The following is a 24,530-nucleotide window of genomic DNA, read 5'->3' on the forward strand; positions in this document are numbered from 1 at the left end:
TCGCCGTGTTTACGCTGGCATCCCTGCCCCGCGCCGTCGTCGGCGCCCCGATGGCGGGCGGGCCGTCCACGCCCGCGCTGGCTGCCGCCGTCAGCAACGCCGGCGGGCTGGGATTCCTGGCGGCCGGCTACAAGGACGCCGGGGCTGTGGCCGCGGAAATCGCCCGGGTGAGGCAGCTGACCCCACGTCCGTTCGGCGTGAACCTTTTTGTGCCGGACCAGGCCAATACCGGAGGCACGGGCACCTCCGGCCGGGTCGCTGCCGCCCTGGCCTACCGGGAGCAGCTGGCCAGGGAGTATCCGCAGTATCCACCGGACCTGCTGCCGCTGCCGGATCCGGAGGACGATGACGGGTGGGACGCCAAGCTCGAACTGGTCCACCGGCTGCAGGTGCCGGTGGTGTCGTTCACTTTCGGCCTGCCCGGCCAAGACGTTATGGCAGCACTGACGGAGGCCGGCAGCGCCGTGGCCGTTACCGTCACCACGGTTGAAGAAGCCGCACTGGCTGTTTCCGCCGGTGCCCGGATGCTGTGCCTGCAGGGCCCGGAGGCGGGCGGGCACCGGGGGACCTTCAATGCGGCGGGGGAGCCGCCGGCGCAGCCGCTGGCCGAACTCGTGCGTGCCGTGCGCGCCGCCGCGGGCCCCGGCGTCGAACTTATTGCCGCTGGTGGAATCGGCGCCGCTGCGGATGCGCAGGCCCTGCGCGGGGCGGGGGCCGACGCCGTGCAGATCGGTACCGCGCTGCTCCTGAGCCCGGAAGCCGGAACCAGTCCCGTGCACCGGGCCGCCCTGCAGGATCCGCAGTTTCGCGCCACAGCACTGACCCGTGCCTTCTCCGGCCGGACCGCCCGGGGACTGGCCAACAGGTTCATGGCCGAACATCCGGACGCGCCGGCCGCCTATCCGCTGGTCAACCAGGTGACGAAAACACTCCGCGCCAAGGCGGCAGCAGCAGGGGATCCGCACGGGATGAGTCTCTGGGCGGGAACCGGCTGGCGTTCGGCTGTGCCCCAACCTGCTGCTGAGACGGTGGAACGGATCAGCGCAGGTTGGCCGCCGCGCCCGGCTGGGGCAGGATAATCCGCACCAGCACGGAGGACGCGTCCCGGGCCGCCTGCGCCAGCACGGCAGCCTTCGGGTCAGGCACATCCAGCGGGCGAAGCCGGGGCAGGGCGGACCAGCGCGAAAACTCCCGCCGTGCGGCCACCTGTTCGGCGAGCATCCGGTCGCCGCCCAAAACCAGGTACTCCGGAGCCGCCGCCGTGAATACTGCCGCCGCCTGCTCCGCGGCCAGGGCCGCAAGGGCATCGGCTGCATTGGCGCGGCGGCTGTTGGGGGAACCGGTCTTCGAGGCCAACAGCCGGCCTTCGCGCGCTGCCCCGACGGCGTACCCGCCGCGCCGGACCAGCACCAGGCCCACGGTCCGGGCCTGCCCGGCGAGGGAGGCGAGGCGTTCGACGTCGCCCGCGCCCCGCCCGGGACGGCCGTCCGCCGGCCACGGCGCGAGCAGTTCCGCCTGCGCCCCGGACCCGGCACGCAGCAGCAGCCCGTCATCGCCGGGCTGTACCGCGAGCGTGCCCTGCGCCGCCTCGAACCTTTCCACCCAACCCGGCAGGCGCTCGGCGGAAACAAAGGTGGTGCGCGGGCCGGGCATGGCGGAGCCTGCTTTCAAGCCGAAGGGGGTGGACCAGCTCAGGTTACGGCACGAGTAGCCTTGAAGCGTGAATGCTTTGTCGGGGAATGATTTGTTCAGTGCGGGCGGCGACGACGACGACGATGACTACGCCGACGGCTCCGCCGCACGGGTAAGGCCGCGCAGCCCGCTGGCCGTACGGATGCGGCCGCGGACCGTGGACGAGGTGGTGGGCCAGCAGCACCTGCTCGGTCCCGGCTCGCCGCTGCGTACCCTGGCGCAGTCCGCTGACGAGCACAACCCGGCCGGACCGTCCTCGGTGATGCTCTGGGGTCCTCCCGGAACCGGCAAAACCACGCTGGCGCACGTGGTGGCTCGCGGCGCCGGACGTAAGTTCGTGGAGCTCTCGGCCATCACCGCCGGGGTCAAGGACGTCCGCCGCGTCATGGAGCAGGCGCTGACGGACCGTGACCTGCACGGCGTCACCACCATCCTCTTCCTGGATGAGATCCACCGCTTTAACAAGGCCCAGCAGGACGCGCTGCTGCCCGGGGTCGAAAACCGCTGGGTGGTCCTGATGGCAGCCACCACGGAGAACCCCTCCTTCTCCGTGGTCTCCCCGCTGCTTTCCCGGTCCCTGCTCCTGACCCTGAAGCCGCTGACCGAAGCCGACATTGCAGCCCTGCTCCAGCGGGCCGTGGAGGATGAGCGCGGGCTGGCCGGGCGGGTAACCCTGAGCGAAGAGGCACTGGAGCACCTGGTCCGGCTCGCTGCCGGTGACGCCCGGCGCGGGCTGACCGCGCTGGAGGCCGCAGCCGGCGTCGCATACTCCGAGAAGGCCGACGGCGACGAGGTTCCGGAAGTGACGCTGAAGCACGCCGAGGAAGCCCTGGACGTAGCGGCGCTGCGGTACGACCGCGCGGGGGACCAGCACTACGACATCACCAGTGCCTTCATCAAGTCGCTGCGCGGATCCGACGTCGATGCGGCCCTGCACTATCTGGCCCGCATGCTGGAGTCGGGGGAGGACCCGCGGTTCATTTCCCGCCGCCTGATTATTTCCGCCTCCGAGGACGTGGGCATGGCCGATCCGACGGCACTGCAGACCGCCGTTGCCGCCGCGCAGGCCGTGCAGCTGATCGGAATGCCTGAAGGCCGGATCATCCTGGCCGAGGCGGTGGTCCACATTGCCACCGCGCCCAAGTCCAACGCCGCGTACAACGGCATCAACTCCGCCATTGCCGATGTCCGGGCCGGACGCGGGCAGGGCGTGCCGGCTCACCTGCGCGACGCCCACTATCCCGGTGCCAAGCAGCTGGGCCACGGCAAGGGCTACATCTACTCCCACGATTCACCGCACGGCGTGGCCCGCCAGCAGTATGCCCCGGACGACCTGGTGGGGCGGAACTACTACGAGCCCACCGGGAACGGAGTGGAACGGGACATTTCGGCACGGCTGGACCGGCTGCGCGGAATCATCCGCGGCGAGAAGTCCTGATCCGGACTGCCCAATGCGCAAGTGTGCGCGGGCGCACGCGCTGCCGTGTTAGCATTGATGGTTGACTGGCAAGCCCAGGTACCGGTTTCCGCTTCCCCGTATTGAAAAGTATGGACGGCAGTGGTGTGTCCGGAGCCCGGGTCTGTAGCAGACGGCAGCGGTTGGCCGGAGCTCTCCCTCATGGAGGCCAGCATATTTCGCAGCAGTCACAGCAGGGATTTATTTCTGCCGTGGCCAAACCGCCAAACAGTGAAAGGTGAACGTGGCTAACAACACACGTGCACGCCGGCAGGCACGCGCATCGCGCGCCCTCGGCATTGCTTTGACCCCCAAGGCAGCTAAATACTTCGAGCGTCGGCCTTACCCCCCGGGTGAGCACGGCCGCGCCCGTCGCAAGCAGGACAGCGACTACGCCGTACGTCTGCGCGAAAAGCAGCGTCTGCGTGCTCAGTACGGCATCCGCGAAGCACAGATGACCCGTGTCTTCGAAGAAGCCCGCCGCACCGCCGGCCTGACCGGTGAAAACCTGATCGAACTGCTCGAAATGCGTCTCGACGCACTCGTGCTGCGTGCCGGCTTCGCCCGCACGATCGCCCAGGCCCGCCAGCTGGTTGTGCACCGCCACATCCTGGTTGACGGTGCCCGCGTGGACCGCCCGTCCTTCCGCGTTTCCGAAGGCCAGCTCATCCACGTGCACCAGCGCAGCGAGACCATGACGCCGTTCCAGGTTGCCGCAGCCGGCGCCCACCGCGACGTCCTGCCCGCCGTCCCGGGTTACCTTGATGTTTCCCTGGACAAGCTGCAGGCACGCCTCGTGCGTCGCCCCAAGCGTTCCGAAATCCCCGTGACCTGCGAAGAGCAGCTCGTGGTGGAATACTACGCACGCTAAATAACGGGATTACCCCGTTTACAGTCCAGCCCGCGGCCCCGTGCCGCGGGCTGTTCCGTTATCCGGGCACCCCCGCTTTCGTGGCGCAGGCGGCAAAAGTAAGTGCCGCAGCGCTGCAGTAGGTAAGGTACATATGGCAGAACCGGCGACGGTTGTGCCAGCCACTATGATTTTCTGCGCTAAAGGAGTCCCATGTCGGGTGGAGATATTGCCGGTCTGATAGCGGCCGGTGTGTTTGCGGTGCTGGTTGCACTGCTGGCCGTGCCCGTCTGGAAACTGGGGAAGGTTTTCGACGAGATGCGTTCGGCCATCCGGACCCTCAGCGACGAGACCACGCCGTTGATTGACGAGGTGACCACCACTGTGTCCACCACCAACCTGCAGCTGCAGAAGGTGGACGGAATTTCCTCGAACGTCTCCGACGCATCAGCGAACCTGTCCGCCCTGTCTTCGCTGGTCGCAGCCACCGTCGGTTCGCCGCTGATCAAGGTCTCGGCCTTCACCTACGGCGTCCGCTCCGCCCTGGCATCCCGCCGCAGCGGACAGGCCGGCGAAGCGGTGCAGGGAACCCGCCGCGGCCGGCGCAGCCGCTAGTACCGCAGCCGTAACCAACCCCAAAGCACAGGAGCCAGTCATGATTAAGCGCGTATTTTGGATGTCAATCGGTGTCGCGATCGGCGTCATCGCCGTCCGCCGGGCCAACGAAGCCAAGTCCAGCCTCAAGCAGGCCGGCATCAACCGCGCTGTCGACTCCGCGGCAGGAGCGGTCCAGAGCTTTGCCGAGGCCCTGCGCGAGGGCATGAGCCAGCGCGAGGGCGACCTGCGCGCAGCACTGGGACTGGACAACACGGATAACGCCGCCGAGGCCATGAGGTCGGCCCGCCGCTAAGGCTGCCGCCAAGGCACCGAGGCACAGCACCACCGCATGCACCTGATCCTGCATGCTGAAACCGAATTACCGGAAGGGTAAAGAAGCACCATGAAGTCCCACGAGATTGCTCGCCGCTGGCTGGATTACTTCAGCGATAAGGGCCATACGGTGGTGCCCTCGGCGTCACTCGTCTCCAACGATCCCTCGCTGCTGTTCACAGTGGCCGGCATGGTGCCGTTTATCCCTTACCTGACCGCACGTGAGAAGGCCCCGTACAGCCGGGCCACCAGCGTGCAGAAGTGCATCCGCACCGCGGACATTGAGGAAGTGGGCAAGACCGCCCGGCACGGCACCTTCTTCCAGATGGCCGGCAACTTCTCCTTCGGTGACTACTTCAAGGAAGAAGCCATCACCTACGCGTGGGAGCTGCTGACGTCCGACGTCGAGAAGGGCGGCTTCGGCCTGGATCCCGAACGCCTTTGGGTCACGGTCTATGAAGACGGCGACGAGCGCGACGATGAGGCCCGTGCCATCTGGCGCGACAAGATCGGCATCCCCAATGAGCGGATCGTCGGCACCGGCAAGGCGGACAACTACTGGAACACCGGCCAGGCCGGACCCGGCGGCCCCTGCTCCGAAATCTATTACGACCGCGGACCGGCGTACGGGCAGGAAGGCGGCCCCGCCGTCGACGAGACCCGCTACATCGAGATCTGGAACCTGGTGTTCATGCAGTACCAGCTCTCCGCCGTGCGCTCCAAGACCGACTTCGACGTTGCCGGCGAACTGCCGCAGAAGAACATCGATACCGGCCTCGGCCTCGAGCGCCTCGCCATGATCCTGCAGGGCGTGGAGAACATGTACGAGACGGACCAGGTCCGCCCCGTCCTGGACAAGGCCGCCGAGCTCTCGGGCAAGGCCTACACCAGCGCGGAGGACGCCTCCGACCCGCACCACACCGACGACGTGCGCATGCGGGTGGTGGCCGACCACATCCGTTCGGCCCTGATGCTGATCTCCGACGGCGTGAGCCCCTCCAACGAAGGCCGCGGCTACGTGCTGCGCCGCCTGATCCGCCGGGCCGTGCGCGCCATGCGCCTGCTCGGCGTCGAAACGGCCGTGCTGCCGGAACTGCTGCCGGTATCCCGGGACGCCATGAAGGGCACCTACCCCGAGGTTGAGGCCGATTTCGCCCGCATCAGCCGAATTGCCTACGCCGAGGAAAAGGCGTTCCTGCGCACCATTGCCTCCGGCACCGAGCGACTGGAAGAAGCCGTCAAGGTCTCCAAGGCCGCCGGCACCCCGCTGTCCGGCGAGGAAGCCTTCGCGCTGCATGACACCTACGGTTTCCCCATCGACCTCACTCTGGAAATGGCTGAGGAAGCGGGTCTGAAGGTGGACGAAGCAGGCTTCCGTTCGCTGATGTCCGAACAGCGCAAGCGTGCCCAGGCGGACGCCCGCGGCAAGAAGCACGGCCACGCGGACCTCTCGGTCTTCAACGAGCTCCTCGCCGCAGGCAACACGGTCTTCACCGGCTATGACGAGCTGAGCACCGAGTCCAAGGTACGCGGCATCATTTCCGGCGGCTCCCGGGTGGACTTCGCCCCGCAGGGCTCGGAAATCTCCCTGGTCCTGGATGAGACCCCGTTCTACGCCGAGGCAGGCGGCCAGGCGGCCGATACCGGCCTGATCACCGGTGACGGCTTCGTCCTGGAAGTGTCGGACGTCCAGCGTCCGGTCAAGGGCCTGAGCGTGCACAAGGCGATCGTCCGTGAAGGCGAAATTGCCGCCGGCGCCAACGTGCTGGCCGCCGTCGACGCCCAGCGCCGCCACGAAGCCGAGCAGGCGCACTCCGGCACGCACATTGTGCACGCCGCCCTGCACCAGATCCTCGGCCCGGAAGCCCTGCAGCGCGGTTCCTTCAACAAGGCCGGCTACCTGCGCTTCGACTTCTCCTGGGGCGAGGGACTTTCCGACGCTGCCAAGTCCGAGATCGAAGAGGTGTCCAACCTCGCGATCCGCAGCAACTACCAGGTCGAGACCAAAATCATGTCCCTGGCCGATGCCAAGGCACTGGGCGCCACCGCGCTGTTCGGCGAAGCCTACGGCGACACGGTGCGCGTGGTGGAAATGAACGGCGACTGGTCCCGCGAACTCTGCGGCGGCACGCACGTGGCCTCCACCTCCCGGATCGGCAGCCTCACCCTGCTGGGCGAGCAGTCCGTGGGCTCGGGCAACCGCCGGGTGGAAGCGTTTGTAGGCATGGACGCTTTCCGCCACCTGGCCGCCGAGCGCGCGCTGGTCAACGAACTGTCCGAAATGCTGAAGGTCCCCTCCGTGCAGCTGCCGGACCGCCTGGCCGCCACCCTGGCCAAGCTGAAGGCGACGGAAAAGGAACTGGAGAAGCTGCGCCGCGAGCAGCTGGCCGCCTCCGCAGCCGCGCTGGTGGGCACCGCAGTGGACGTCGACGGCGTACGCCTGCTGGCCCACAACGCCGGCGAAGTCGGCGGCGCCGATGATCTGCGCACCCTTGCGCTGGACCTGCGCTCCCGGCTGGGCAGCGAACCCGCTGCCGTGGCCGTGGCCGGCGTTTCCAACAACCGTCCCGTAGTGATCGTTGCCACCAATGAAGGCGCCCGCAGCGCCGGGGTCAAGGCCGGAGCACTCGTGAAGGTTGCGGCCGGCGTCCTCGGTGGTGGCGGCGGCGGTAAGGACGACGTCGCCCAGGGCGGCGGCTCCGACGCCGGCAAGATCGCGGATGCCCTCACGGCTATCCGCGGAGCCGTGGCCGGACGGGGCTAACTTGGCTGATTCTGCTGTTCCGCGGGGCGTAAAGCTCGGGGTCGACGTGGGCCTGGTCCGGGTGGGCCTGGCCGCCAGCGACCCCGACGGCGTCCTGGCCATGCCGGTCAGGACGCTGAAGCGGGACGCAAAGAAAAACAGCGACATCAAAGTGGTGCTGAACGAGGTTGCCGAACGGGGTGCGGTAGAGGTTTTTGTCGGCCTTCCCCGCAGCATGCGGGGCGGTGAAACGGCCTCAACCCAGATGGCACGGGACTACGCGAAGACGCTGGCCGACGCGTTGCTGGCGGCAGGCACCGGACTGGAAGTGCGGCTGGTGGACGAACGTCTGACCACGGTCACCGCGCACCGCTCGCTGCACGAAGCTGGAATGAACAGCCGGAATCACCGTACAGTGGTTGATCAAGCGGCTGCTGTCGCAATTCTGCAGCAGTCTATTGACACACAACGTTCCCTGAACCGGGACGTGGGGGAGCTGGTTACACCGAGCCGGCCGCATCGCCACCGTGATGCAGAGCCGGCCCCGACTGAGGAGTCCACAATTTCGCAGGACATCGAGCGCGAAGGCGGTATCACGCCGTGAGCCACAGATATCCCGAGTACCCCGCCATGGCGGAACCGGACCATGAGCCCGGATACGGCCACGGAGATGAGCTTCCCATGACGCAGTTCTTTGACGAGCCCACCGACCTGCCTACCCGCAGGAGCCAGCGGCCGTCCCGGGAGAAGCAGCGACGACGCCGCCGCCGCACCATCATCATGGTCACCGTGCTGGCCGTTTTCGCCGCCGTCCTGTTCGGCCTCACCATGTTCCTGCGGGACCTGCTGGGCATGAATGAGATCAAGGACTACGAGGGGGCCGGCAACGGCACCGTCGCGTTCACCGTCGCGGAAGGGGACGGGCCCCTGCTGATCGGCGGCAAGCTGGAAGCCGAAGACATCGTGGCCACCTCCAAGCAGTTCGTCAATGCCTTCACGGAGCAGTCGGACGGCCGGGAGATCCAGCCGGGCACGTACGAGATGAAGTACCAGATGTCTTCCTCCGCAGCGGTGGATGCGCTGCTGGGCGACGGCGACAGCCCGGTCCATTACGCTGCCGTGCAGCGCGGGCTGCGCCAAAACGAAGTGTTCGAAGTGCTGAACACCTCCACGCAGATTCCGCTTTCGGAGTTCCAGGCGCTGGCTGACGCTCCGCAGCAGTTCGGCCTGCCCGCCCAGGCCGTGAGCCTGGAGGGCTACTTGTTCCCGGGCGAGTACCGGTTCGACGTGGGCATGGAAGCCACGGACATCATCAAGGAGATGGTGGACAACACGTTCGCGGAACTGAAAAACGCGGGGATCACCGATCCGGCCGAGCAGTACCGGGTCCTGACCAAGGCCAGCATTATCCAGGCCGAAGCGGGTGAAGCCGACTACGGCAGCGTTGCCGGTTCCATCGAAAACCGGCTGCACGCCGACAACAAGGAAACCAACGGGCTCATCCAGTCGGATGCCACGGTGACCTACGGGCTGGGCCGCAAGAGCTACGAGCTTACGTCCGACGAGAAAGCCGACAAGTCCAACCCCTACAACACGTACGCCAACCCGGGACTGCCCGTCGGGCCCATCGGTTCGCCGAGCACGGAGGCCATCGAGGCCGCCGCCCACCCCAGTGATGTCCCGTACTACTACTGGGTCACGGTCAACCTGGACACCGGCGAGACGAAGTTCTCCAGCACGCTGGCCGAACACGCCAAGTACGTGGAGGAATACCAGAACTGGTGCAGCACGCAGAAGCCGGGGCGGTGCGGATAGGTGGATCCGACCCTGCGGCGGGCAGCCGTCCTGGGGCATCCGATCGGCCACTCCAAGTCGCCGCTGCTTCACCGGGCGGCTTATGCCTTCCTGGGCTTCGCCTGCAGCTACGAGGCGATTGACCTGACCGCAGGGGAGGCCGCGGAGTTCGCGGCCTCCCTGCGGGGCCAGCCGGCATGGACCGGGCTTTCCGTGACCATGCCGCTGAAAGCCGTCTTGGTGCCCGCAATGGACAGCACGGACCGCCGGGTCGCGGCCCTTGGGGTCCTGAACACCGTGACCTTCTCCCACGGGACGGACGGCACGGTCCTCACCGGACACAACACCGACGTCGACGGCATCCTGGGCGCGCTCCGGCGTGCCGGGGCGCCGGAGCGTCCCCGCGCCGTCGTGCTGGGCGCCGGCGGCACTGCCTGCGCTGCCGTGGCGGCGCTGGCCGAACTTGGTTCCCCCCGCGTGCAGGTCTGCGCCCGCCGCTTCCCCGCGCCGTCGCCCGGCAACGCCGGAGTGCGCGAGGCAGGGGAGCGGATGGGCGTGAGTGTCTCGGCCCGGGGCTGGGACGAAGCGGCCGCCGCCTGCGCGGTAGCCGACGTCGTCATCTCCACGCTTCCCCCGCACGGCGCCGACGCACTGGCACAGGAACTGCGCGGCATTGTCCCGGGCAGCATCCTCCTGGATGTTGCCTACGATCCCTGGCCGAGCATGCTCGCGCAGGCCTGGTCTGCACACGGCGGCCGGGTGGCTGCCGGCATCGAGATGCTGCTGTACCAGGCGGTGGAGCAGGTGAAGCTGTTCACAACAGATGCCTTCTTCGACGAGCACGGCGTCACAAACGCCATGTGTGACGCAGTCGGTATCCCGCGGCGCTGAACGGCCCGGCGGGACATGGCAGTATTGAAAGCATGTTGCGTTGGTTGACCGCCGGTGAGTCCCACGGGCCTGCATTGGTTGGAATTGTCGAAGGTGTCCCCGCCGGAGTGGAAGTGGACAGCGCCGGGATCCAGTCCGCGCTGGCCCGCCGCCGGCTTGGCTACGGCCGCGGTGCCCGGATGAAGTTCGAACAGGACGCCGTCCGCATCCTCGGGGGCGTCCGGCACGGAAGAACCCAGGGCGGCCCGGTGGCCATCGAGATCGGCAACACCGAATGGCCCAAGTGGGAACAGGTGATGTCCGCTGACCCGGTGGACCCCTCCGTACTGGCCGATTCCGCCCGCAACGCGCCCCTGACCCGTCCCCGCCCCGGGCACGCCGACTTCACCGGAATGCAGAAGTACGGCTTTGACGAGGCCCGTCCCGTCCTGGAACGCGCCAGTGCCCGCGAAACAGCCACCAGGGTGGCCCTCGGCGCCGTAGCCGCTGCGTTCCTGTCCCAGCTGGGCATCCGCCTGGTCAGCCACACCGTGGGCATCGCCGGCGTCATGGCGCCGCAGGACGCAGCGCTCCCGCTGCCCTCCGACGTTGACGCCCTTGACGCCGATCCCATGCGCTGCTTCGACGCCGGCGTCTCCGCGGCCATGGTTGCCGAAGTGGACGCCGCGCACAAAGAGGGCGAAACCCTCGGAGGCGTGGTGGAGGTGCTGGCCTACGGCCTGCCGCCGGGGCTGGGCAGCTATGTGCACTGGGACCGGCGGCTTGATGCCCGGATTGCCGGTGCCCTGATGGGTATCCAGGCAATCAAGGGCGTGGAAGTGGGTGACGGGTTCCTCACCGCCACGCGCCGCGGGTCCGCTGCACACGACGAAATCCTGCAGGACGCCTCCGGCCGCGTGGTCCGGTCCGGGAACCGGGCCGGCGGCATCGAAGGCGGCATGAGCATCGGTGAACTGCTGCGCGTCCGCGCGGCCATGAAACCGATAGCCACCGTGCCGCGCGCCCTGCGGACCGTGGACGTACGCACCTCCGAACCGGCCCGTGCACACCACCAGCGCTCCGACGTGTGCGCCGTTCCCGCCGCCGGCGTAGTGGCGGAAGCCATGGTGGCCCTCGTCCTGGCCGAAGCCGTGATCGAGAAGTTCGGCGGCGATTCCGTGCCGGAGACCGCCCGGAACCTGCGCGCGTACCTGGCGGCCATCCCCGAGTCCCTGGAATCCGCCGGCACCGATGTCCCGCAGTACTGACCGCCGCGGCAGCGCCCGCAGCGGACAGACCCGCCGCACCGGACGCCATGTGGTCCTGATGGGCTTTATGGCCGCGGGCAAGTCGGTGGTGGGCCGCGGCTACGCTGCCCGTGCCGGACTGCCCTTCGTGGATACGGACGAGGCCGTGGTGGAACGCCACGGTCCCATTGCAGACCTGTTCAGTTCCCGGGGGGAGTGCTATTTCCGTGAGGTCGAGGCCCGGACCGTGGCCGCCGCGCTGGAATCGCCGGAGCCTGCCGTCATTTCGCTGGGCGGCGGTGCCGTCCTGGATTCAGGCACGCAACAGCTCCTGGCCAACGTCACGGTAGTGTTTTTGGATACGGACCTGGCCACCGTGCTTCCCCGGATCACCCGGGCAGGCCACCGGCCGCTCCTTTCCCCGGACCCCGTCCGGCGCTGGCAGGAGCTGGCCAAGGTCCGCCGTCCCGTCTACGAATCCCTGGCCGACATCACCATTGACACCAGGGGCCTCACAGTTCCGGCCATCATCGACCGGCTGACTTCCGTCCTCACTAAAGGAGAAGACTAGATGCCCTCCGAACCGACGATCATTCCGGTGACCGGCTCCGCCCCCTCAGACAACTACGACGTCGTCGTAGGCAACGGCCTGCTGGGGCGTCTTCCGGACATGCTCGGAGAACGCGTGCGCCGTGTCCTGGTGATCCACCCCAGGGCACTGCGCACCACGGGGGACACCGTGCGGGACGAACTGGCAGCAACCGGCCTCACGGCCGTGACCGCTGAAATCCCCGACGCCGAAGAAGGCAAGCACATCCAGGTGGCCGCGTTCTGCTGGCAGGTCCTGGGCCAGAACGACTTCACCCGGTCCGACGCCATTGTTGCCGTGGGCGGCGGCGCCGTGACCGACGTTGCCGGTTTTGTGGCTGCCACTTGGCTGCGCGGCATCAAGGTGGTGCACATCCCCACTTCCCTGCTGGGCATGGTGGACGCCGCCGTAGGCGGCAAAACGGGCATCAACACGGCCGAAGGCAAGAACCTTGTGGGTGCGTTCCATCCGCCCGCTGGAGTCCTGGCCGACCTGGATGCCCTGGGCACCCTGCCGAAGAACGAACTGCTCAGCGGCATGGCCGAGGTCATCAAGTGCGGTTTTATTGCCGATCCCGCCATCCTGGACCTGGTGGAAGCCAACCCGGAGGCAGTGGGCGACGGCGGTTCCGACGTCGTGCGCGAACTCGTGGAACGATCCATCCGTGTGAAGGCCGAGATTGTTTCCGCCGACCTGCGCGAAGCCGGCCGCCGGGAATTCCTGAACTACGGGCACACCCTGGGACACTCGATCGAACTGGCCGAACGCTACCAGTGGCGCCACGGCGCGGCGGTGTCGGTGGGCCTGGTGTTCGCCGCCGAACTGGGCCGCATGGTGGGGCGCCTGGATGACGCCACGGCGGACCGGCACAAGGAGATCCTGTCCTCGCTGGGACTGCCTGTCAGCTACCGGAAGGACCGTTGGTCCGCCCTGCTGGACGGCATGCGCCGGGACAAGAAATCCCGCGGCGACCTGCTGCGTTTTGTGGTGCTGGACGGTCTGGCGAAACCCTCCATGCTCGAGGTGCCGGACACCTCGCTGCTGTTCGCCGCCTACCAGGAAATTGCTTCCGAGCCGCAGGGCGGGATCCGGCTCAGCCTGTAGCTCCCCGGAAGCGGGTAGAATAGTCGTCGGACTTGAATATATAGACGGACAACGGAAGAGAAACTGTGGCGACGACCAACGACATCAAGAACGGCACCGTGCTGAAGCTTGAAGGCAACCTCTGGAGCATCATCGAGTTCCAGCACGTGAAGCCGGGCAAGGGTGGTGCGTTCGTCCGTACCAAGATGCGCAACGTGACTTCGGGCAAGGTAGTGGACAAGACGTTCAACGCCGGCATCAAGGTCGAGACCGCCACGGTGGACCGCCGCGACTACCAGTACCTGTACCAGGACGGCGAAGACTACGTCTTCATGGACACCTCCGACTTCGACCAGCTCACGGTTCCGGGCAAGATTGTCGGCGACAACGCCAACTTCATGATGGAGTCCATGATGGTCACCATCGCCATCCACGAAGGTTCGCCGCTGTACATCGAACTGCCGCCGTCGGTCACCATGGAGATCACGTACACCGAGCCGGGCCTGCAGGGCGACCGCTCCACCGGCGGCACCAAGCCGGCCACCATCGAGACCGGCTACGAGATCCAGGTTCCCCTGTTCCTGGAGCAGGGCACCAAGGTCAAGGTCGACACCCGCACCGGCGACTACCTGGGACGCGTTAACGAGTGAGCGCACGCAGTAAAGCACGGACCCGCGCACTGGAGGTCCTCTTCGAAGCCGAACAGCGTTCGGTTTCAGCCTTTGATGCCATCAGGGCCCGCCGCGAACAGACCGACCAGACGATCAACCCCTACACCATGGATTTGGTGGAAGGCGTGGTTGCGATGCAGGAACAGATTGACGAGTTCCTGAGCACGTATTCGCAGGGCTGGACGCTTGAACGCATGCCTTCGGTGGACCGCATCATCCTCCGCCTGGGCGCCTGGGAACTTCTCTACAACGACGAGATTCCGGACAAGGTCGCCATCAGCGAAGCCGTGGAACTGGCGAAAACGCTCTCCACGGACGAGTCCCCGGCCTTCATCAACGGCCTGCTGGGCCGGCTGCAGGAATTGAAGCCTTCGCTCCTGGCCTAGGGGGCAGGCAAGCCGGACACAGGCAGTACGTAAAAGGACCGGCCCCCGCGGGGGCCGGTCCTTTTGTATGCCTTACGCCTGTTTTCCTAGACCCGCGCGCCCGCCAGCATGGCGGCACGGATGCCGGTCACTTCGGCCAGCAGGGTGGCCTCGTACTCCTGGTTGGCTGCGACGTCGCGGCCTACGGCAATCTGCTGCCGGGTCAGGGCCAGCCGGGTGGAGCGGCGGATGAACTCCTTCATGGTGCCCGCTGAGCCGTTGAGCCTGGCCCAGCTCATGGCCTGACGGCGCCCGTTGCCGGTGGCGAGCATGCGCACTTCTGCCGGTGTGAACCACCCGGCCATGGCATATTCGTCCAGGCGCCGCAGCGTGAGCCGCTGCTCCTTGCGGCGCAGCATCCACACGCCGGTGACCGCCAGGGCAAACAGCGGGACCTGCAGCAGGAAGTAGAACACAAAGAAGTTGTCCTCGAAGAAGAACGTCGGGCCGCCGTTCCACAGCATGTGGCCCAGGATCGCCGGAATCAGGCCGAGGATGAAGGCCGGCAGAATCCAGCCGCGGCCGGCCCGGCTCGCGGCAAGGCCGAGGGCCAGACCGGTGCAGGCAGTGAAGAGCACGTGCGCGAAGGGGGAGAGCAGTCCGCGCAGCACAAAGGTGAAGCCCAAGTCCGCGGCGCCCCAGTCGGAACCGACCATGGCCGTACCGAAATAGAGGATGTTCTCCGTAAAGGCGAAACCCGCAGCCACAGACGCTGCGAAGACGATCCCGTCCACGGGGCCGTCGAAAATCCGGCGGCGGGCCAGCAGCAGGATCAGGATGCCCAGACCCTTGGCTGTTTCCTCAACCACCGGTGCCTCGAGAACAAGTCCGAGGATTTCGGCAGAGGTGTAGGGCAGGATGTCCAGCAGGGCGAGAGTGAAATACGGGCCGAGCAGCAGGGCGATCACCACCGATACGCCGGCGCCCCAGAGGAAGGAAAACAGCAGGGCGCTGCGCGGTTCCGGTTCCCAGCGGTCCACCCACCAGATGCCGAGGAAGCAAATGCCCAGCGGTATCAGCGCCAGGATGCCGCAGATCACAAAGGCCGGAGAACCGAAACGGTCGATCAGCCCCATGCCGACCCACGCCAGCGCCGCCGCGGACAGGACCGTCAGCACAATGGTGGCCGCCAGGCCCTTGTCGCGGCGGGGTGCCGGAGGTACCCAGAAGGGCTGCACCGGGGCCGGGCCGTAGGCAGGGGCGTACCCGGGAGGCCCGGGGTACTGCTGTGGGGCGGGTTGGAAACCGGGTGCGCTCATGCGTCGGGCCTGCTCATAGGAGACAGAATAGTCACACAACTGACGTTCCGGTTCCGGATCGGGGGGTGCGGCGCGCCCTGTGGTAGCTTGGGTGCGCATTCAACCTTTAAGTTCCGTCCTGTGAGGCGGGGAAGGAGGAAGCGGAAATGGACAATCATACTGTCCCGGTACCCAGCCGTACCGTTCTGTCTTCAGCTGACATAGACCGCGCGCTGACGCGCATTGCCCACGAAATCCTCGAGGCCAACAAGGGCCCTGAAGACCTTGTCCTGATGGGCATTCCCCGCCGCGGATACCCGCTGGCCCAGCGCCTGGCAGCAAAGATTGCCGCAGCATCCCCGGGAGTGGACCCGGCGGCCATTACCGGCCAGCTGGACGTCACCATGTTCCGGGACGATCTTTCCCGCCGCCCCACCCGGCCGCCGTATGCCACCCGCGAACCGGCCAGCGGCATCGACGACAAGGTGGTTGTCCTGGTGGACGACGTGCTCTATTCGGGCCGCACCATCCGCTCCGCCCTTGACGCCTTGGTGGACCTCGGCAGGCCCCGGATTGTCCGGCTGGCCGTGCTCGTTGACCGCGGGCACCGGGAACTGCCCATCCGCGCGGACCATGTGGGCAAGAACCTGCCCACCTCGTCGCGGGAGCAGGTCCGTGTCCGGCTGACCGAGTCGGATACTGCGGAATCCGGCGCTCCCGCCGTCGACGAAGTGGTTATCGAGGGCACTGCATGAGGCATCTGCTCTCCACACTGGACCTCAGCCGGGATGATGCCCTGGCAATCCTGGACACGGCGGAGCAGATGGCGGCAGTGGGGGAGCGGGAAGTCAAAAAGCTTCCCGCCCTGCGCGGCCGCACCGTGGTGAACCTTTTCTTCGAAGATTCCACCCGCACCCGGATTTCCTTCGAAGCAGCCGCCAAGCGGCTCTCCGCCGACGTCATCAATTTCTCCGCTAAGGGCTCCTCGGTGTCCAAGGGGGAATCGCTGAAGGACACTGCCCAGACACTGGCGGCCATTGGCGCCGACGCCGTGGTGATCCGCCACGGTTCCTCCGGGGCGCCGGCCAGGCTGGCCAACTCCGGCTGGATCGACGCCGCCGTCCTGAACGCTGGAGACGGCACGCACGAACATCCCACCCAGGCCCTGCTCGATGCCTTCACCATGCGCCGGCACTGGGCGCGGCTGCACGGAACCCCGTCCGCCGGTACCGACCTGGCCGGCATGAAGGTGCTCATCGCCGGAGACGTGCTGCATTCCCGGGTGGCGCGGTCGGACCTCTGGCTGCTGCGCACCCTGGGCGCGGAAGTCACCCTGGTGGCACCTCCCACCCTGCTGCCCTTCGGCGTCGGCGCCTGGCCGTGCACGGTCAGTTACGACCTGGACGAGGCGCTGGAAAGCCGGCCCGACGCGGTGATGATGCTGCGCGTACAGGGCGAGCGGATGGACTCGGCGTTCTTCCCATCCGTCCGCGAATACTCCCGCCGCTGGGGCCTGGACGACGTCCGGCTGGACCGGCTGGACGCTCTCGGCCTGACGGACACCATCATCATGCACCCCGGCCCCATGAACCGCGGGCTGGAAATCTCCGCCCGGGCAGCGGACTCGCCGCGCTCCACCGTCCTGGACCAGGTCAGTAACGGCGTATCCGTACGGATGGCCGCCCTTTACCTGCTGCTCTCCGGTGAGGGCAGCCACGCACGCACAGCACAGGAGCATTCGCTATGAGCACCACCGGCACCTACCTGATCCGCGGCGCCTCGGTGCTCGGCACGGAGCAGGCGGATATCTGCATCGAAAACGGCACCATCACCGCCGTCGGCCCCGGCCTGGACGCCGACGGCGCCGAGGTTCTCGAGGCACACGGCCTGATCGCCCTGCCGGGCATGGTGGACCTGCATACCCACCTGCGCGAGCCCGGCCGCGAAGACGCCGAGACCGTGGAAACGGGCAGCCGCGCCGCGGCCCTGGGCGGATTCACCGCCGTGCACGCCATGGCCAACAGCATGCCTGTCGCGGACACCGCCGGTGTGGTGGAACAGGTCCTGAGCCTGGGCGAACGCGCCGGCTGGGTGGACGTGCGCCCGGTAGGAGCCGTAACCGTGGGCCTGGCCGGGGAACGGCTGGCCGAGCTGGGTGCCATGGCCGATTCCCGTGCCCGGGTGCGGGTGTTTTCCGACGACGGCAAATGCGTCTCGGATCCGGTGCTGATGCGCCGGGCGCTGGAATACGTCAAGGCCTTTGACGGAGTGGTGGCGCAGCACGCGCAGGAACCCCGGCTCACCGAAAGCGCCCAGATGAACGAGGGCGAGGTGAGTGCCGTCCTGGGCCTGGCCGGCTGGCCGGCCGTCGCCGAGGAAGCCATCATTGCCCGCGATGTCCTGCTGGCGAAACACACCGGGTCCCGGCTGCATGTCTGCCACCTGTCCACCGCCGGATCCGTGGAAATCATCCGCTGGGCCAAGGCGCAGGGCATCAGCGTCACTGCAGAGGTCACCCCGCACCACCTGCTGCTGACCGATGAGCTGGTGCGCAGCTACGATCCGGTCTACAAGGTCAACCCGCCGCTGCGCACTGCCGCGGACGTGCAGGCAGTCCGCCGCGGACTGGCTGACGGCACCATCGACATTGTGGGCACCGACCATGCCCCGCATCCCAGTGAGCACAAGGAATGCGAATGGGAGCAGGCGGCCATGGGCATGACCGGCCTGGAAACCGCGCTGTCCGTAGTGCAGCACACCATGATCGACACCGGGTTGATGGACTGGGCCGGCTTTGCCCGCGTCACGTCCTCCACACCTGCCCGGATCGGGAATGTCTCCACGCAGGGCCGTCCCCTCGCCGCCGGTGAACCGGCCCATGTCATATTGGTGAACCCAACTGCGCGCCGGACCGTTGACCCTCATAAGATGGCAAGCAAGGGACGCAACAGTCCGTTTGCCGGACTGGAACTGCCCGGCGTGGTCGAGGCGGTTTTCTACGCCGGCCACCCCACGGTCCTGGCCGGCAGGCTGAACACGCCCCACCCCGCTGCCGCAAAGGAATCTTGATGGAACTGCTGTACTTCTTCCTGGGCCTGGCCGCCCTCATTGTCGTGGTCCTGGGCCTCTTTGCCCTGGGCTGGCGCGGCCGCCGACGACGCCAGCAGGACATGCCCCGCCCCCTGCCGATGCCGGAGGACCTGTCGGAACCGGGTTTCCAGGCGCTGGGCCAGTACGTGGTCACCACCACCGCCGGCGACTGGCTGGACCGGGTGGCGCAGTACGGACTGGGCATCAAGTCCAACGCCACCGCCGCCGTCTTCCCCGAAGGCCTGCTGTTTGCCCGGTCCGGGGCCGAGGATCTGTGGATCCCCAAGTCCGACCTGCGCGCGGTCCGGTTGGAGCGCGGGATGGCCGGCAAATTCGTCGAAAAGGACGGCCTGGTCACCGTGACCTGGCAGCTCGGCCCCAAGCGCGTGGACACCGGCTTCCGGACCCGCGCGGGCAGCGACAAGACCCCCCTGGTAAACGCCATAACGAAACTTCTGCCGGAATCGGCCGCCCCAAGCGAGGAACAACTGTGACAGTCCACGAGATCATCAATCCCACCCCCGCCGTCCTGATGCTCGAGGACGGGCGCACCTTCCGCGGACGGGCCTACGGCGCACAGGGCACTGCCCTGGGTGAAGCGGTTTTCGCCACCGGCATGACCGGCTACCAGGAAACCATCACCGATCCCTCCTACGCCCGGCAGCTGGTGGTCCAGACGGCCCCGCATATCGGCAACACCGGGGTCAACGCCGACGACGCCGAGTCCCGCCGCATCTGGGTGGCCGGCTACATTGTGCGCGACGCCGCCCGCCGCCCCTCCAGCTGGCGCTCCGAATCCACTCTCCACGAGCAGCTCGCGGAGCAGGGCGTAGTGGGAATCTCCGGTGTGGACACCCGCGCCGTGACCCGGCACCTGCGCGAACGCGGCGCCATGAAGGCCGGGATCTTTTCCGGGGACGACGCCGGCCGTCCGGATGCCGAACTGCTCGCCGAGGTCCGTGCCCAGCAGGGCATGGAAGGCGCGCGTCTGGCCGAAGAAGTCAGCGTGGATGAAACCTACCTGATCGACCCGGCGGACCACGGCTGGACGGGCGAACCCATTGCCACGGTGGCCGCCGTCGACCTGGGCATCAAGTCGATGACCCCGGTCCGCCTGGCCGAGCGCGGCGTTCGGACCTACGTACTGCCCGCCGCTTCCACCTTTGAAGACATCTCGGCGCTGAAGGCCGACGGCGTGTTCATGTCCAACGGCCCCGGCGACCCGGCCACCGCCGACGCCCAGGTGGACCTGCTGCGCGAGGTGCTCGATTCCGGCACCCCGTTCTTTGGCATCTGCTTCGGCAACCAGATCCTTGGCCGCGCACTGGGCTTCGGCACCTACAAGCTGCGCTACGGCCACCGCGGCATCAACCAGCCGGTGCTGGACCGGCGCACCGGCAAGGTGGAAATCACCAGCCAGAACCACGGCTTCGCCGTCGACGCCCCGCTGGACGGGCCCGTCACTGCACCGGAGTCCCGCTACGGCCGGGTGGAGGTCAGCCACGTGTCCCTGAATGACAACGTGGTCGAAGGCCTCGCCTGCCTGGACATCCCCGCTTTCTCCGTCCAGTACCACCCCGAAGCCGCCGCCGGCCCGCACGACTCCGCTTACCTTTTTGACCGTTTCGTGGAGCTCATGGCCTCCAGTAAGAACAAGGAGAGCATCTAATGCCCCGCAGAACCGACCTTAAATCCGTCCTGGTCATCGGCTCCGGCCCGATCGTCATCGGCCAGGCCGCGGAATTCGACTACTCCGGCACGCAGGCATTGCGCGTCCTGAAGGAGGAAGGCCTGCGGGTCATCCTCGTGAACTCCAACCCGGCCACCATCATGACGGACCCGGAGTTCGCCGACGCCACCTACGTCGAGCCGATCACCCCCGAGGTGGTCGAAAAGATCATCGCCAAGGAACGCCCCGACGCGATCCTGCCCACCCTGGGCGGGCAGACCGCCCTGAACACCGCCATCGCGCTGGATAAGAACGGCGTGCTGGAGAAATACAACGTGGAACTCATCGGCGCCAACATCGCCGCCATCGAACTGGGCGAGGACCGCGAAAAGTTCAAGGGCGTCGTCGAACGCTGCGGCGCCGAATCAGCTGATTCCATCATTGTGCACAGCATGGATGAGGCCTTCGCCGCAGCCGAAAAGCTGGGCTACCCGATGGTGGTCCGGCCCTCCTTCACCATGGGCGGGCTGGGTTCCGGCCTGGCCTACAACGCGGAGGACCTGCGCCGCATCGCCGGCGCCGGCATCCAGTACAGCCCGACCTCCGAGGTATTGCTCGAAGAGAGCATCCTCGGCTGGAAGGAATACGAGCTGGAAATGATGCGCGACAAGAACGACAACGTGGTGGTCGTCTGTTCCATCGAGAACTTCGATCCCGTGGGCGTGCACACCGGCGACTCCATTACCGTGGCCCCGGCCATGACCCTGACGGACCGCGAGTACCAGAAGCTGCGCAACATCGCGATCGCCGTCATCCGCGAGGTGGGGGTGGACACCGGCGGCTGCAACATCCAGTTCGCCATCGAACCGGACACCGGCCGGGTGGTCGTCATTGAAATGAACCCGCGCGTGTCGCGTTCCTCGGCACTGGCGTCCAAGGCGACCGGCTTCGCCATCGCCAAGATCGCCACCAAGCTGTCCCTGGGCTACACCCTGGACGAGATCCCGAACGACATCACGAAGAAGACCCCGGCGTCGTTCGAACCCACCCTGGACTACGTGGTCGTGAAGGTTCCGCGGTTCGCGTTCGAGAAGTTCCCGGCCGCCGATCCCACCCTGACCACCACCATGAAGTCGGTGGGCGAGGCCATGGCCATTGGCCGCAACTTCACCGAAGCCCTGCAGAAGGCGCTGCGTTCCCTGGAGCAGAAGGGCGCCACGCTGTCCTTCGATCCGGTGGACGCCGCCGACGTCCCGGCCCTGGTCGAAGCAGCCAAGCGGCCCACCACCGCACGGCTGCAGCAGGTCCAGCAGGCCCTGCTGGGCGGCGCTTCCATTGAAGAGCTCTTCGAAGCCACCGGCATTGATCCCTGGTACCTGGACCAGCTGGCCCTGATCAACGAGACGGCCGAGCAGATCCGCGCCACGCCGTCGGTCAACGAGGACATCCTGCGCCTGGCCAAACGGCACGGCTTCTCCGATGAGCAGATCGGAACGCTGACCAACACCCCGGAGGCCGTTGTCCGCGGCGTCCGGCATGCCCTGAACGTGCGTCCGGTCTACAAGACCGTGGACACCTGCGCCGCCGAGTTCGCCGCCTACACCCCGTACCACTACTCCTCCTACGACGAGGAGGACGAGGTGGCCGAACACGCCAAGCCGTCCATCATTATCCTGGGCTCCGGGCCCAACCGGATCGGTCAGGGCATCGAGTTCGACTACTCCTGCGTGCACGCGACCATGGCGCTGCGCGAAGCCGGCCACGAGACGGTCATGATCAACTGCAATCCCGAAACCGTCTCCACCGACTACGACATCTCCGACCGGCTCTACTTCGAGCCGCTCACCCTGGAAGACGTCCTGGAGGTGATCGCTGCCGAGCAGCGCACCGGCGGCGTACTGGGCGTGTTCGTCCAGCTTGGCGGGCAGACCCCGCTGAAGCTGGCGCAGGCGCTGGCCGACGCCGGTGTCCCCATCCTGGGCACCTCGCCCGAGGCAATCGACCTGGCGGAACACCGCGGTGCCTTCCAACGGGTCCTGGACCAGGGCGGACTGACCGCACCGAAGAACGGTACCGCCGTCTCCTTTGAGGACGCGAAGAAGGTTGCGGACGAAATCGGTTACCCGGTGCTGGTCCGGCCTTCCTATGTGCTGGGCGGCCGGGGCATGGAAATCGTGTACGACGAGGAAAACCTGTCCCGCTACATCACCAACGCCACCGAAATCACGCCGGACCACCCGGTGCTGGTGGACCGGTTCCTCGAGGACGCGATCGAGATCGACGTGGACGCCCTCTTCGACGGCACCGACCTGTACGTGGGCGGGATCATGGAGCACATCGAGGAAGCCGGCATCCATTCCGGCGACTCCGCCTGCGTGCTGCCGCCCATCACCCTGGGCACCGACGTCATCGCCCGGGTCCGCGAAGCCACCCGGGCCATCGCCGCCGGCGTGGGCGTGCGCGGCCTGATCAACATCCAGTTCGCGCTGGCTTCCGACGTCCTGTACGTCATCGAAGCCAACCCGCGGGCCTCCCGCACGGTCCCGTTCGTCTCCAAGGCCACCGGAGTGCAGCTGGCCAAGGCCGCCGCCCTGATCGGCACCGGCGTCACCATCGCTGAACTGCGGGCCGCCGGAAAGCTGACCGCCGACGGCGACGGCTCCACCCTGCCGCTGGACGCCCCGGTGGCCGTGAAGGAAGCAGTGCTGCCCTTCAGCCGGTTCCGCACGCCCGAGGGCACTGTGGTGGATTCCCTGCTCGGCCCGGAAATGCGGTCCACCGGCGAGGTCATGGGCATCGACAAATACTTCGACACGGCCTTCGCCAAGTCCCAGGCCGCAGCCAACAGCGCCCTGCCCACCGCCGGCAAGGTGTTTGTATCCGTGGCCAACCGGGACAAGCGCTCAATCATCATGCCGGTGAAGCTGATGAGCGACCTCGGCTTCGAAATCCTCTCCACCGGCGGCACCGCCGATGTACTGCGCCGCAACGGCATCACCGCCACCGTGGTGCGGAAGGTTGCCGAGGGGACCGGCCCCAACGGGGAAGGCACCGTCGTCGACCTCATCACCGCAGGTGAGATCAACCTGGTGGTGAACACTCCCTCCGGCGGCCAGGCCCGCGGCGACGGTTACGAGATCCGTGCCGCTGCCACCTCCATCGGCTGCCCGGTGGTCACCACGGTGTCCGAGTTCGGCGCCGCGGTGCAGGCCATTGAGGCGATGCGCTCCTATGAATGGGATGTCACCTCGCTGCAGGAGCATGCCGCGCGCCTGAAGGCCGCCGCAGGTGCCTGAGGCACGCCGTCAGTTCGGCGCACGGCTGCGCGCGGCCATGGACCGCCGCGGGCAGCTGTGCGTGGGCGTTGATCCACATCCGGGCCTCTTGGCGGACTGGGGACTTAACGACGACGCCGCCGGGCTGGAGCGTTTCTCGCTGACCGTCCTGGAGGCGGTGGCCGGGCACGCCGCCGCACTCAAACCGCAGGTGGCCCTGTTCGAACGCCACGGCTCGGCGGGCCTGGCGGTCCTGGAGCGCTTGCTGGCGGCGTGCGCCGACGCGGGGATGCTCAGCATTGCCGATGCCAAGCGCGGCGACATTGGCTCCACCATGGCTGCCTATGCCGATGCCTGGCTGCGGGACGGCTCCGTCCTGGCCGCCGACGCCGTGACGCTCAGCCCGTATCTCGGCTTCGAATCGCTGCGCCCGGCCCTGGATCTCGCAGCAGGCAGCGGACGCGGTGTGTTTGTGCTGGCACTGACGTCCAACCCGGAAGGTGCCTCGGTGCAGCACGCCGGCAACGCTCACGGGGAACGCTCGGTGGCTGCACGCGTGGTTGATGCCGCCGCCGCGGAAAACGCCCGGACCCCGGATGGGCTGGGCCCGGTGGGCCTGGTGGTCGGCGCGACGGTGGGGGCCGGGGTGCTGGACGGGCTGGACATTGACCTGGCCGCATCCCGTGCGCCCCTGCTGGCGCCGGGCCTGGGTGCCCAAGGCGCCACGGCCGCAGACCTGCGCAAAACCTTCGGAGCGGCGTATCCCAATGTCCTGGCCACCTCCAGCCGCGGCATCCTGCAGGCCGGACCGGATCCGCGGTTGCTGCAGGCAGCGGCGGTACGGGCCGGCGCGGAGCTGGCAGCTGAACCGTAACTGCGCGCCGTCTGCGCCGAAAGCCCGCTCCATT

General features: G+C 67.4%; 23 protein-coding genes. 21 read left to right on the forward strand and 2 right to left on the reverse strand.

What is annotated here, in order from left to right; all coding sequences use genetic code 11:
* Nucleotides 1-5 precede the first annotated feature (5 nt).
* On the forward strand, nt 6-1,079 hold the full coding sequence (locus LOC57_RS07615) for a nitronate monooxygenase (protein ID WP_331460646.1): 1,074 nt from the start codon (nt 6-8) through the stop codon (nt 1,077-1,079).
* Here LOC57_RS07615 and LOC57_RS07620 read toward each other — a convergent pair.
* Nucleotides 1,039-1,653, reverse strand: coding sequence for a Vms1/Ankzf1 family peptidyl-tRNA hydrolase (locus tag LOC57_RS07620; protein WP_229959011.1), 615 nt, complete (start codon nt 1,651-1,653; stop codon nt 1,039-1,041). The two genes, LOC57_RS07615 and LOC57_RS07620, sit on opposite strands and share 41 nt — an antisense overlap.
* A 67-nt stretch (nt 1,654-1,720) precedes the next feature.
* Between LOC57_RS07620 and LOC57_RS07625 the strand changes: the two genes are divergently transcribed.
* The 13 genes from LOC57_RS07625 to nusB all read left to right on the forward strand — a co-directional run bounded on the left by LOC57_RS07625 (nt 1,721) and on the right by nusB (nt 14,311).
* Nucleotides 1,721-3,130: a replication-associated recombination protein A gene (locus tag LOC57_RS07625; protein WP_227926220.1), complete on the forward strand. Its 1,410-nt coding sequence runs from the start codon at nt 1,721-1,723 to the stop codon at nt 3,128-3,130.
* Between the two features lie 262 nt (nt 3,131-3,392).
* A complete protein-coding gene (rpsD, locus tag LOC57_RS07630) occupies nt 3,393-4,019 on the forward strand; it encodes a 30S ribosomal protein S4 (RefSeq protein WP_227911493.1) in 627 nt (208 codons plus the stop codon).
* Between the two features lie 192 nt (nt 4,020-4,211).
* Nucleotides 4,212-4,613 (forward strand): DUF948 domain-containing protein, encoded by a 402-nt coding sequence (locus LOC57_RS07635; protein WP_227911492.1) that lies wholly within the window; start codon nt 4,212-4,214, stop codon nt 4,611-4,613.
* Between the two features lie 40 nt (nt 4,614-4,653).
* Entirely contained in the window at nt 4,654-4,908 is a 255-nt protein-coding gene (locus tag LOC57_RS07640) for a hypothetical protein (RefSeq protein WP_231700628.1), read from the forward strand.
* Nucleotides 4,909-4,998: 90 nt separating this feature from the next.
* Complete coding sequence (gene alaS / locus LOC57_RS07645; protein WP_227911491.1) at nt 4,999-7,692, forward strand: alanine--tRNA ligase; 2,694 nt, start codon at nt 4,999-5,001, stop codon at nt 7,690-7,692.
* A 1-nt stretch (nt 7,693) separates the two neighbouring features.
* Complete coding sequence (ruvX, locus tag LOC57_RS07650; RefSeq protein WP_227911490.1) at nt 7,694-8,275, forward strand: Holliday junction resolvase RuvX; 582 nt, start codon at nt 7,694-7,696, stop codon at nt 8,273-8,275.
* Nucleotides 8,272-9,486, forward strand: a complete 1,215-nt coding sequence (gene mltG, locus LOC57_RS07655; protein ID WP_229959013.1) for an endolytic transglycosylase MltG — start codon at nt 8,272-8,274, stop codon at nt 9,484-9,486. Before ruvX ends, mltG begins: the two co-directional genes overlap by 4 nt.
* The gene (locus LOC57_RS07660; RefSeq protein ID WP_229959014.1) at nt 9,487-10,356 is read left to right on the forward strand and encodes a shikimate dehydrogenase; all 870 of its coding nucleotides are present in this window, start codon (nt 9,487-9,489) and stop codon (nt 10,354-10,356) included.
* A 32-nt stretch (nt 10,357-10,388) separates the two neighbouring features.
* The gene (gene aroC / locus LOC57_RS07665) at nt 10,389-11,603 is read left to right on the forward strand and encodes a chorismate synthase (RefSeq protein WP_227911487.1); all 1,215 of its coding nucleotides are present in this window, start codon (nt 10,389-10,391) and stop codon (nt 11,601-11,603) included.
* Complete coding sequence (locus LOC57_RS07670; protein WP_227911486.1) at nt 11,587-12,153, forward strand: shikimate kinase; 567 nt, start codon at nt 11,587-11,589, stop codon at nt 12,151-12,153. The genes aroC and LOC57_RS07670 overlap by 17 nt, the downstream gene beginning before the upstream one ends.
* The gene (gene aroB / locus LOC57_RS07675) at nt 12,154-13,275 is read left to right on the forward strand and encodes a 3-dehydroquinate synthase (protein WP_227911485.1); all 1,122 of its coding nucleotides are present in this window, start codon (nt 12,154-12,156) and stop codon (nt 13,273-13,275) included.
* Between the two features lie 65 nt (nt 13,276-13,340).
* Nucleotides 13,341-13,904 (forward strand): elongation factor P, encoded by a 564-nt coding sequence (efp, locus tag LOC57_RS07680; RefSeq protein WP_227911484.1) that lies wholly within the window; start codon nt 13,341-13,343, stop codon nt 13,902-13,904.
* Nucleotides 13,901-14,311, forward strand: a complete 411-nt coding sequence (gene nusB, locus LOC57_RS07685) for a transcription antitermination factor NusB (protein ID WP_227911483.1) — start codon at nt 13,901-13,903, stop codon at nt 14,309-14,311. Before efp ends, nusB begins: the two co-directional genes overlap by 4 nt.
* Before the next feature lie 86 nt (nt 14,312-14,397).
* Here nusB and LOC57_RS07690 read toward each other — a convergent pair whose 3' ends face one another.
* Nucleotides 14,398-15,609 (reverse strand): PrsW family intramembrane metalloprotease, encoded by a 1,212-nt coding sequence (locus tag LOC57_RS07690; protein WP_227911482.1) that lies wholly within the window; start codon nt 15,607-15,609, stop codon nt 14,398-14,400.
* Nucleotides 15,610-15,755: 146 nt separating this feature from the next.
* Here LOC57_RS07690 and pyrR point away from each other — a divergent pair, with 146 nt between their 5' ends.
* From pyrR to pyrF, 7 genes are read left to right on the forward strand one after another with little or no spacing between them, the layout of a single operon-like run.
* A complete protein-coding gene (pyrR, locus tag LOC57_RS07695; RefSeq protein ID WP_227926224.1) occupies nt 15,756-16,343 on the forward strand; it encodes a bifunctional pyr operon transcriptional regulator/uracil phosphoribosyltransferase PyrR in 588 nt (195 codons plus the stop codon).
* The gene (locus LOC57_RS07700) at nt 16,340-17,335 is read left to right on the forward strand and encodes an aspartate carbamoyltransferase catalytic subunit (protein ID WP_227911480.1); all 996 of its coding nucleotides are present in this window, start codon (nt 16,340-16,342) and stop codon (nt 17,333-17,335) included. The genes pyrR and LOC57_RS07700 overlap by 4 nt, the downstream gene beginning before the upstream one ends.
* The gene (locus tag LOC57_RS07705; protein ID WP_227911479.1) at nt 17,332-18,657 is read left to right on the forward strand and encodes a dihydroorotase; all 1,326 of its coding nucleotides are present in this window, start codon (nt 17,332-17,334) and stop codon (nt 18,655-18,657) included. Before LOC57_RS07700 ends, LOC57_RS07705 begins: the two co-directional genes overlap by 4 nt.
* A complete protein-coding gene (locus LOC57_RS07710; RefSeq protein ID WP_229959016.1) occupies nt 18,657-19,172 on the forward strand; it encodes a PH-like domain-containing protein in 516 nt (171 codons plus the stop codon). The genes LOC57_RS07705 and LOC57_RS07710 overlap by 1 nt, the downstream gene beginning before the upstream one ends.
* A gap of 38 nt (nt 19,173-19,210) precedes the next feature.
* Nucleotides 19,211-20,347, forward strand: coding sequence for a glutamine-hydrolyzing carbamoyl-phosphate synthase small subunit (carA, locus tag LOC57_RS07715; RefSeq protein ID WP_227911592.1), 1,137 nt, complete (start codon nt 19,211-19,213; stop codon nt 20,345-20,347).
* Entirely contained in the window at nt 20,347-23,643 is a 3,297-nt protein-coding gene (gene carB / locus LOC57_RS07720) for a carbamoyl-phosphate synthase large subunit (protein WP_227911477.1), read from the forward strand. Before carA ends, carB begins: the two co-directional genes overlap by 1 nt.
* On the forward strand, nt 23,636-24,496 hold the full coding sequence (gene pyrF / locus LOC57_RS07725) for an orotidine-5'-phosphate decarboxylase (RefSeq protein WP_331460647.1): 861 nt from the start codon (nt 23,636-23,638) through the stop codon (nt 24,494-24,496). The genes carB and pyrF overlap by 8 nt, the downstream gene beginning before the upstream one ends.
* Nucleotides 24,497-24,530 lie beyond the last annotated feature (34 nt).

Source organism: Arthrobacter sp. zg-Y750, assembly GCF_020907365.1.
In the GTDB taxonomy this organism is placed as follows: Bacteria; Actinomycetota; Actinomycetes; order Actinomycetales; family Micrococcaceae; genus Arthrobacter_B.

Excerpts from the sequence above, each read along its gene's own strand:
- LOC57_RS07710 (WP_229959016.1), top strand. The coding sequence starts at position 18,657 with ATGGAACTGCTGTACTTCTTCCTGGGCCTGGCCGCCCTCATTGTCGTG.
- carB (WP_227911477.1), top strand. The coding sequence starts at position 20,347 with ATGCCCCGCAGAACCGACCTTAAATCCGTCCTGGTCATCGGCTCCGGC.
- LOC57_RS07705 (WP_227911479.1), top strand. The coding sequence starts at position 17,332 with ATGAGCACCACCGGCACCTACCTGATCCGCGGCGCCTCGGTGCTCGGC.
- LOC57_RS07670 (WP_227911486.1), top strand. The coding sequence starts at position 11,587 with ATGTCCCGCAGTACTGACCGCCGCGGCAGCGCCCGCAGCGGACAGACC.
- LOC57_RS07700 (WP_227911480.1), top strand. The coding sequence starts at position 16,340 with ATGAGGCATCTGCTCTCCACACTGGACCTCAGCCGGGATGATGCCCTG.
- LOC57_RS07690 (WP_227911482.1), bottom strand. The coding sequence starts at position 15,609 with ATGAGCGCACCCGGTTTCCAACCCGCCCCACAGCAGTACCCCGGGCCT.
- aroB (WP_227911485.1), top strand. The coding sequence starts at position 12,154 with ATGCCCTCCGAACCGACGATCATTCCGGTGACCGGCTCCGCCCCCTCA.
- carA (WP_227911592.1), top strand. The coding sequence starts at position 19,211 with ATGCTCGAGGACGGGCGCACCTTCCGCGGACGGGCCTACGGCGCACAG.
- aroC (WP_227911487.1), top strand. The coding sequence starts at position 10,389 with ATGTTGCGTTGGTTGACCGCCGGTGAGTCCCACGGGCCTGCATTGGTT.
- pyrR (WP_227926224.1), top strand. The coding sequence starts at position 15,756 with ATGGACAATCATACTGTCCCGGTACCCAGCCGTACCGTTCTGTCTTCA.
- LOC57_RS07635 (WP_227911492.1), top strand. The coding sequence starts at position 4,212 with ATGTCGGGTGGAGATATTGCCGGTCTGATAGCGGCCGGTGTGTTTGCG.
- alaS (WP_227911491.1), top strand. The coding sequence starts at position 4,999 with ATGAAGTCCCACGAGATTGCTCGCCGCTGGCTGGATTACTTCAGCGAT.
- LOC57_RS07640 (WP_231700628.1), top strand. The coding sequence starts at position 4,654 with ATGATTAAGCGCGTATTTTGGATGTCAATCGGTGTCGCGATCGGCGTC.
- LOC57_RS07620 (WP_229959011.1), bottom strand. The coding sequence starts at position 1,653 with ATGCCCGGCCCGCGCACCACCTTTGTTTCCGCCGAGCGCCTGCCGGGT.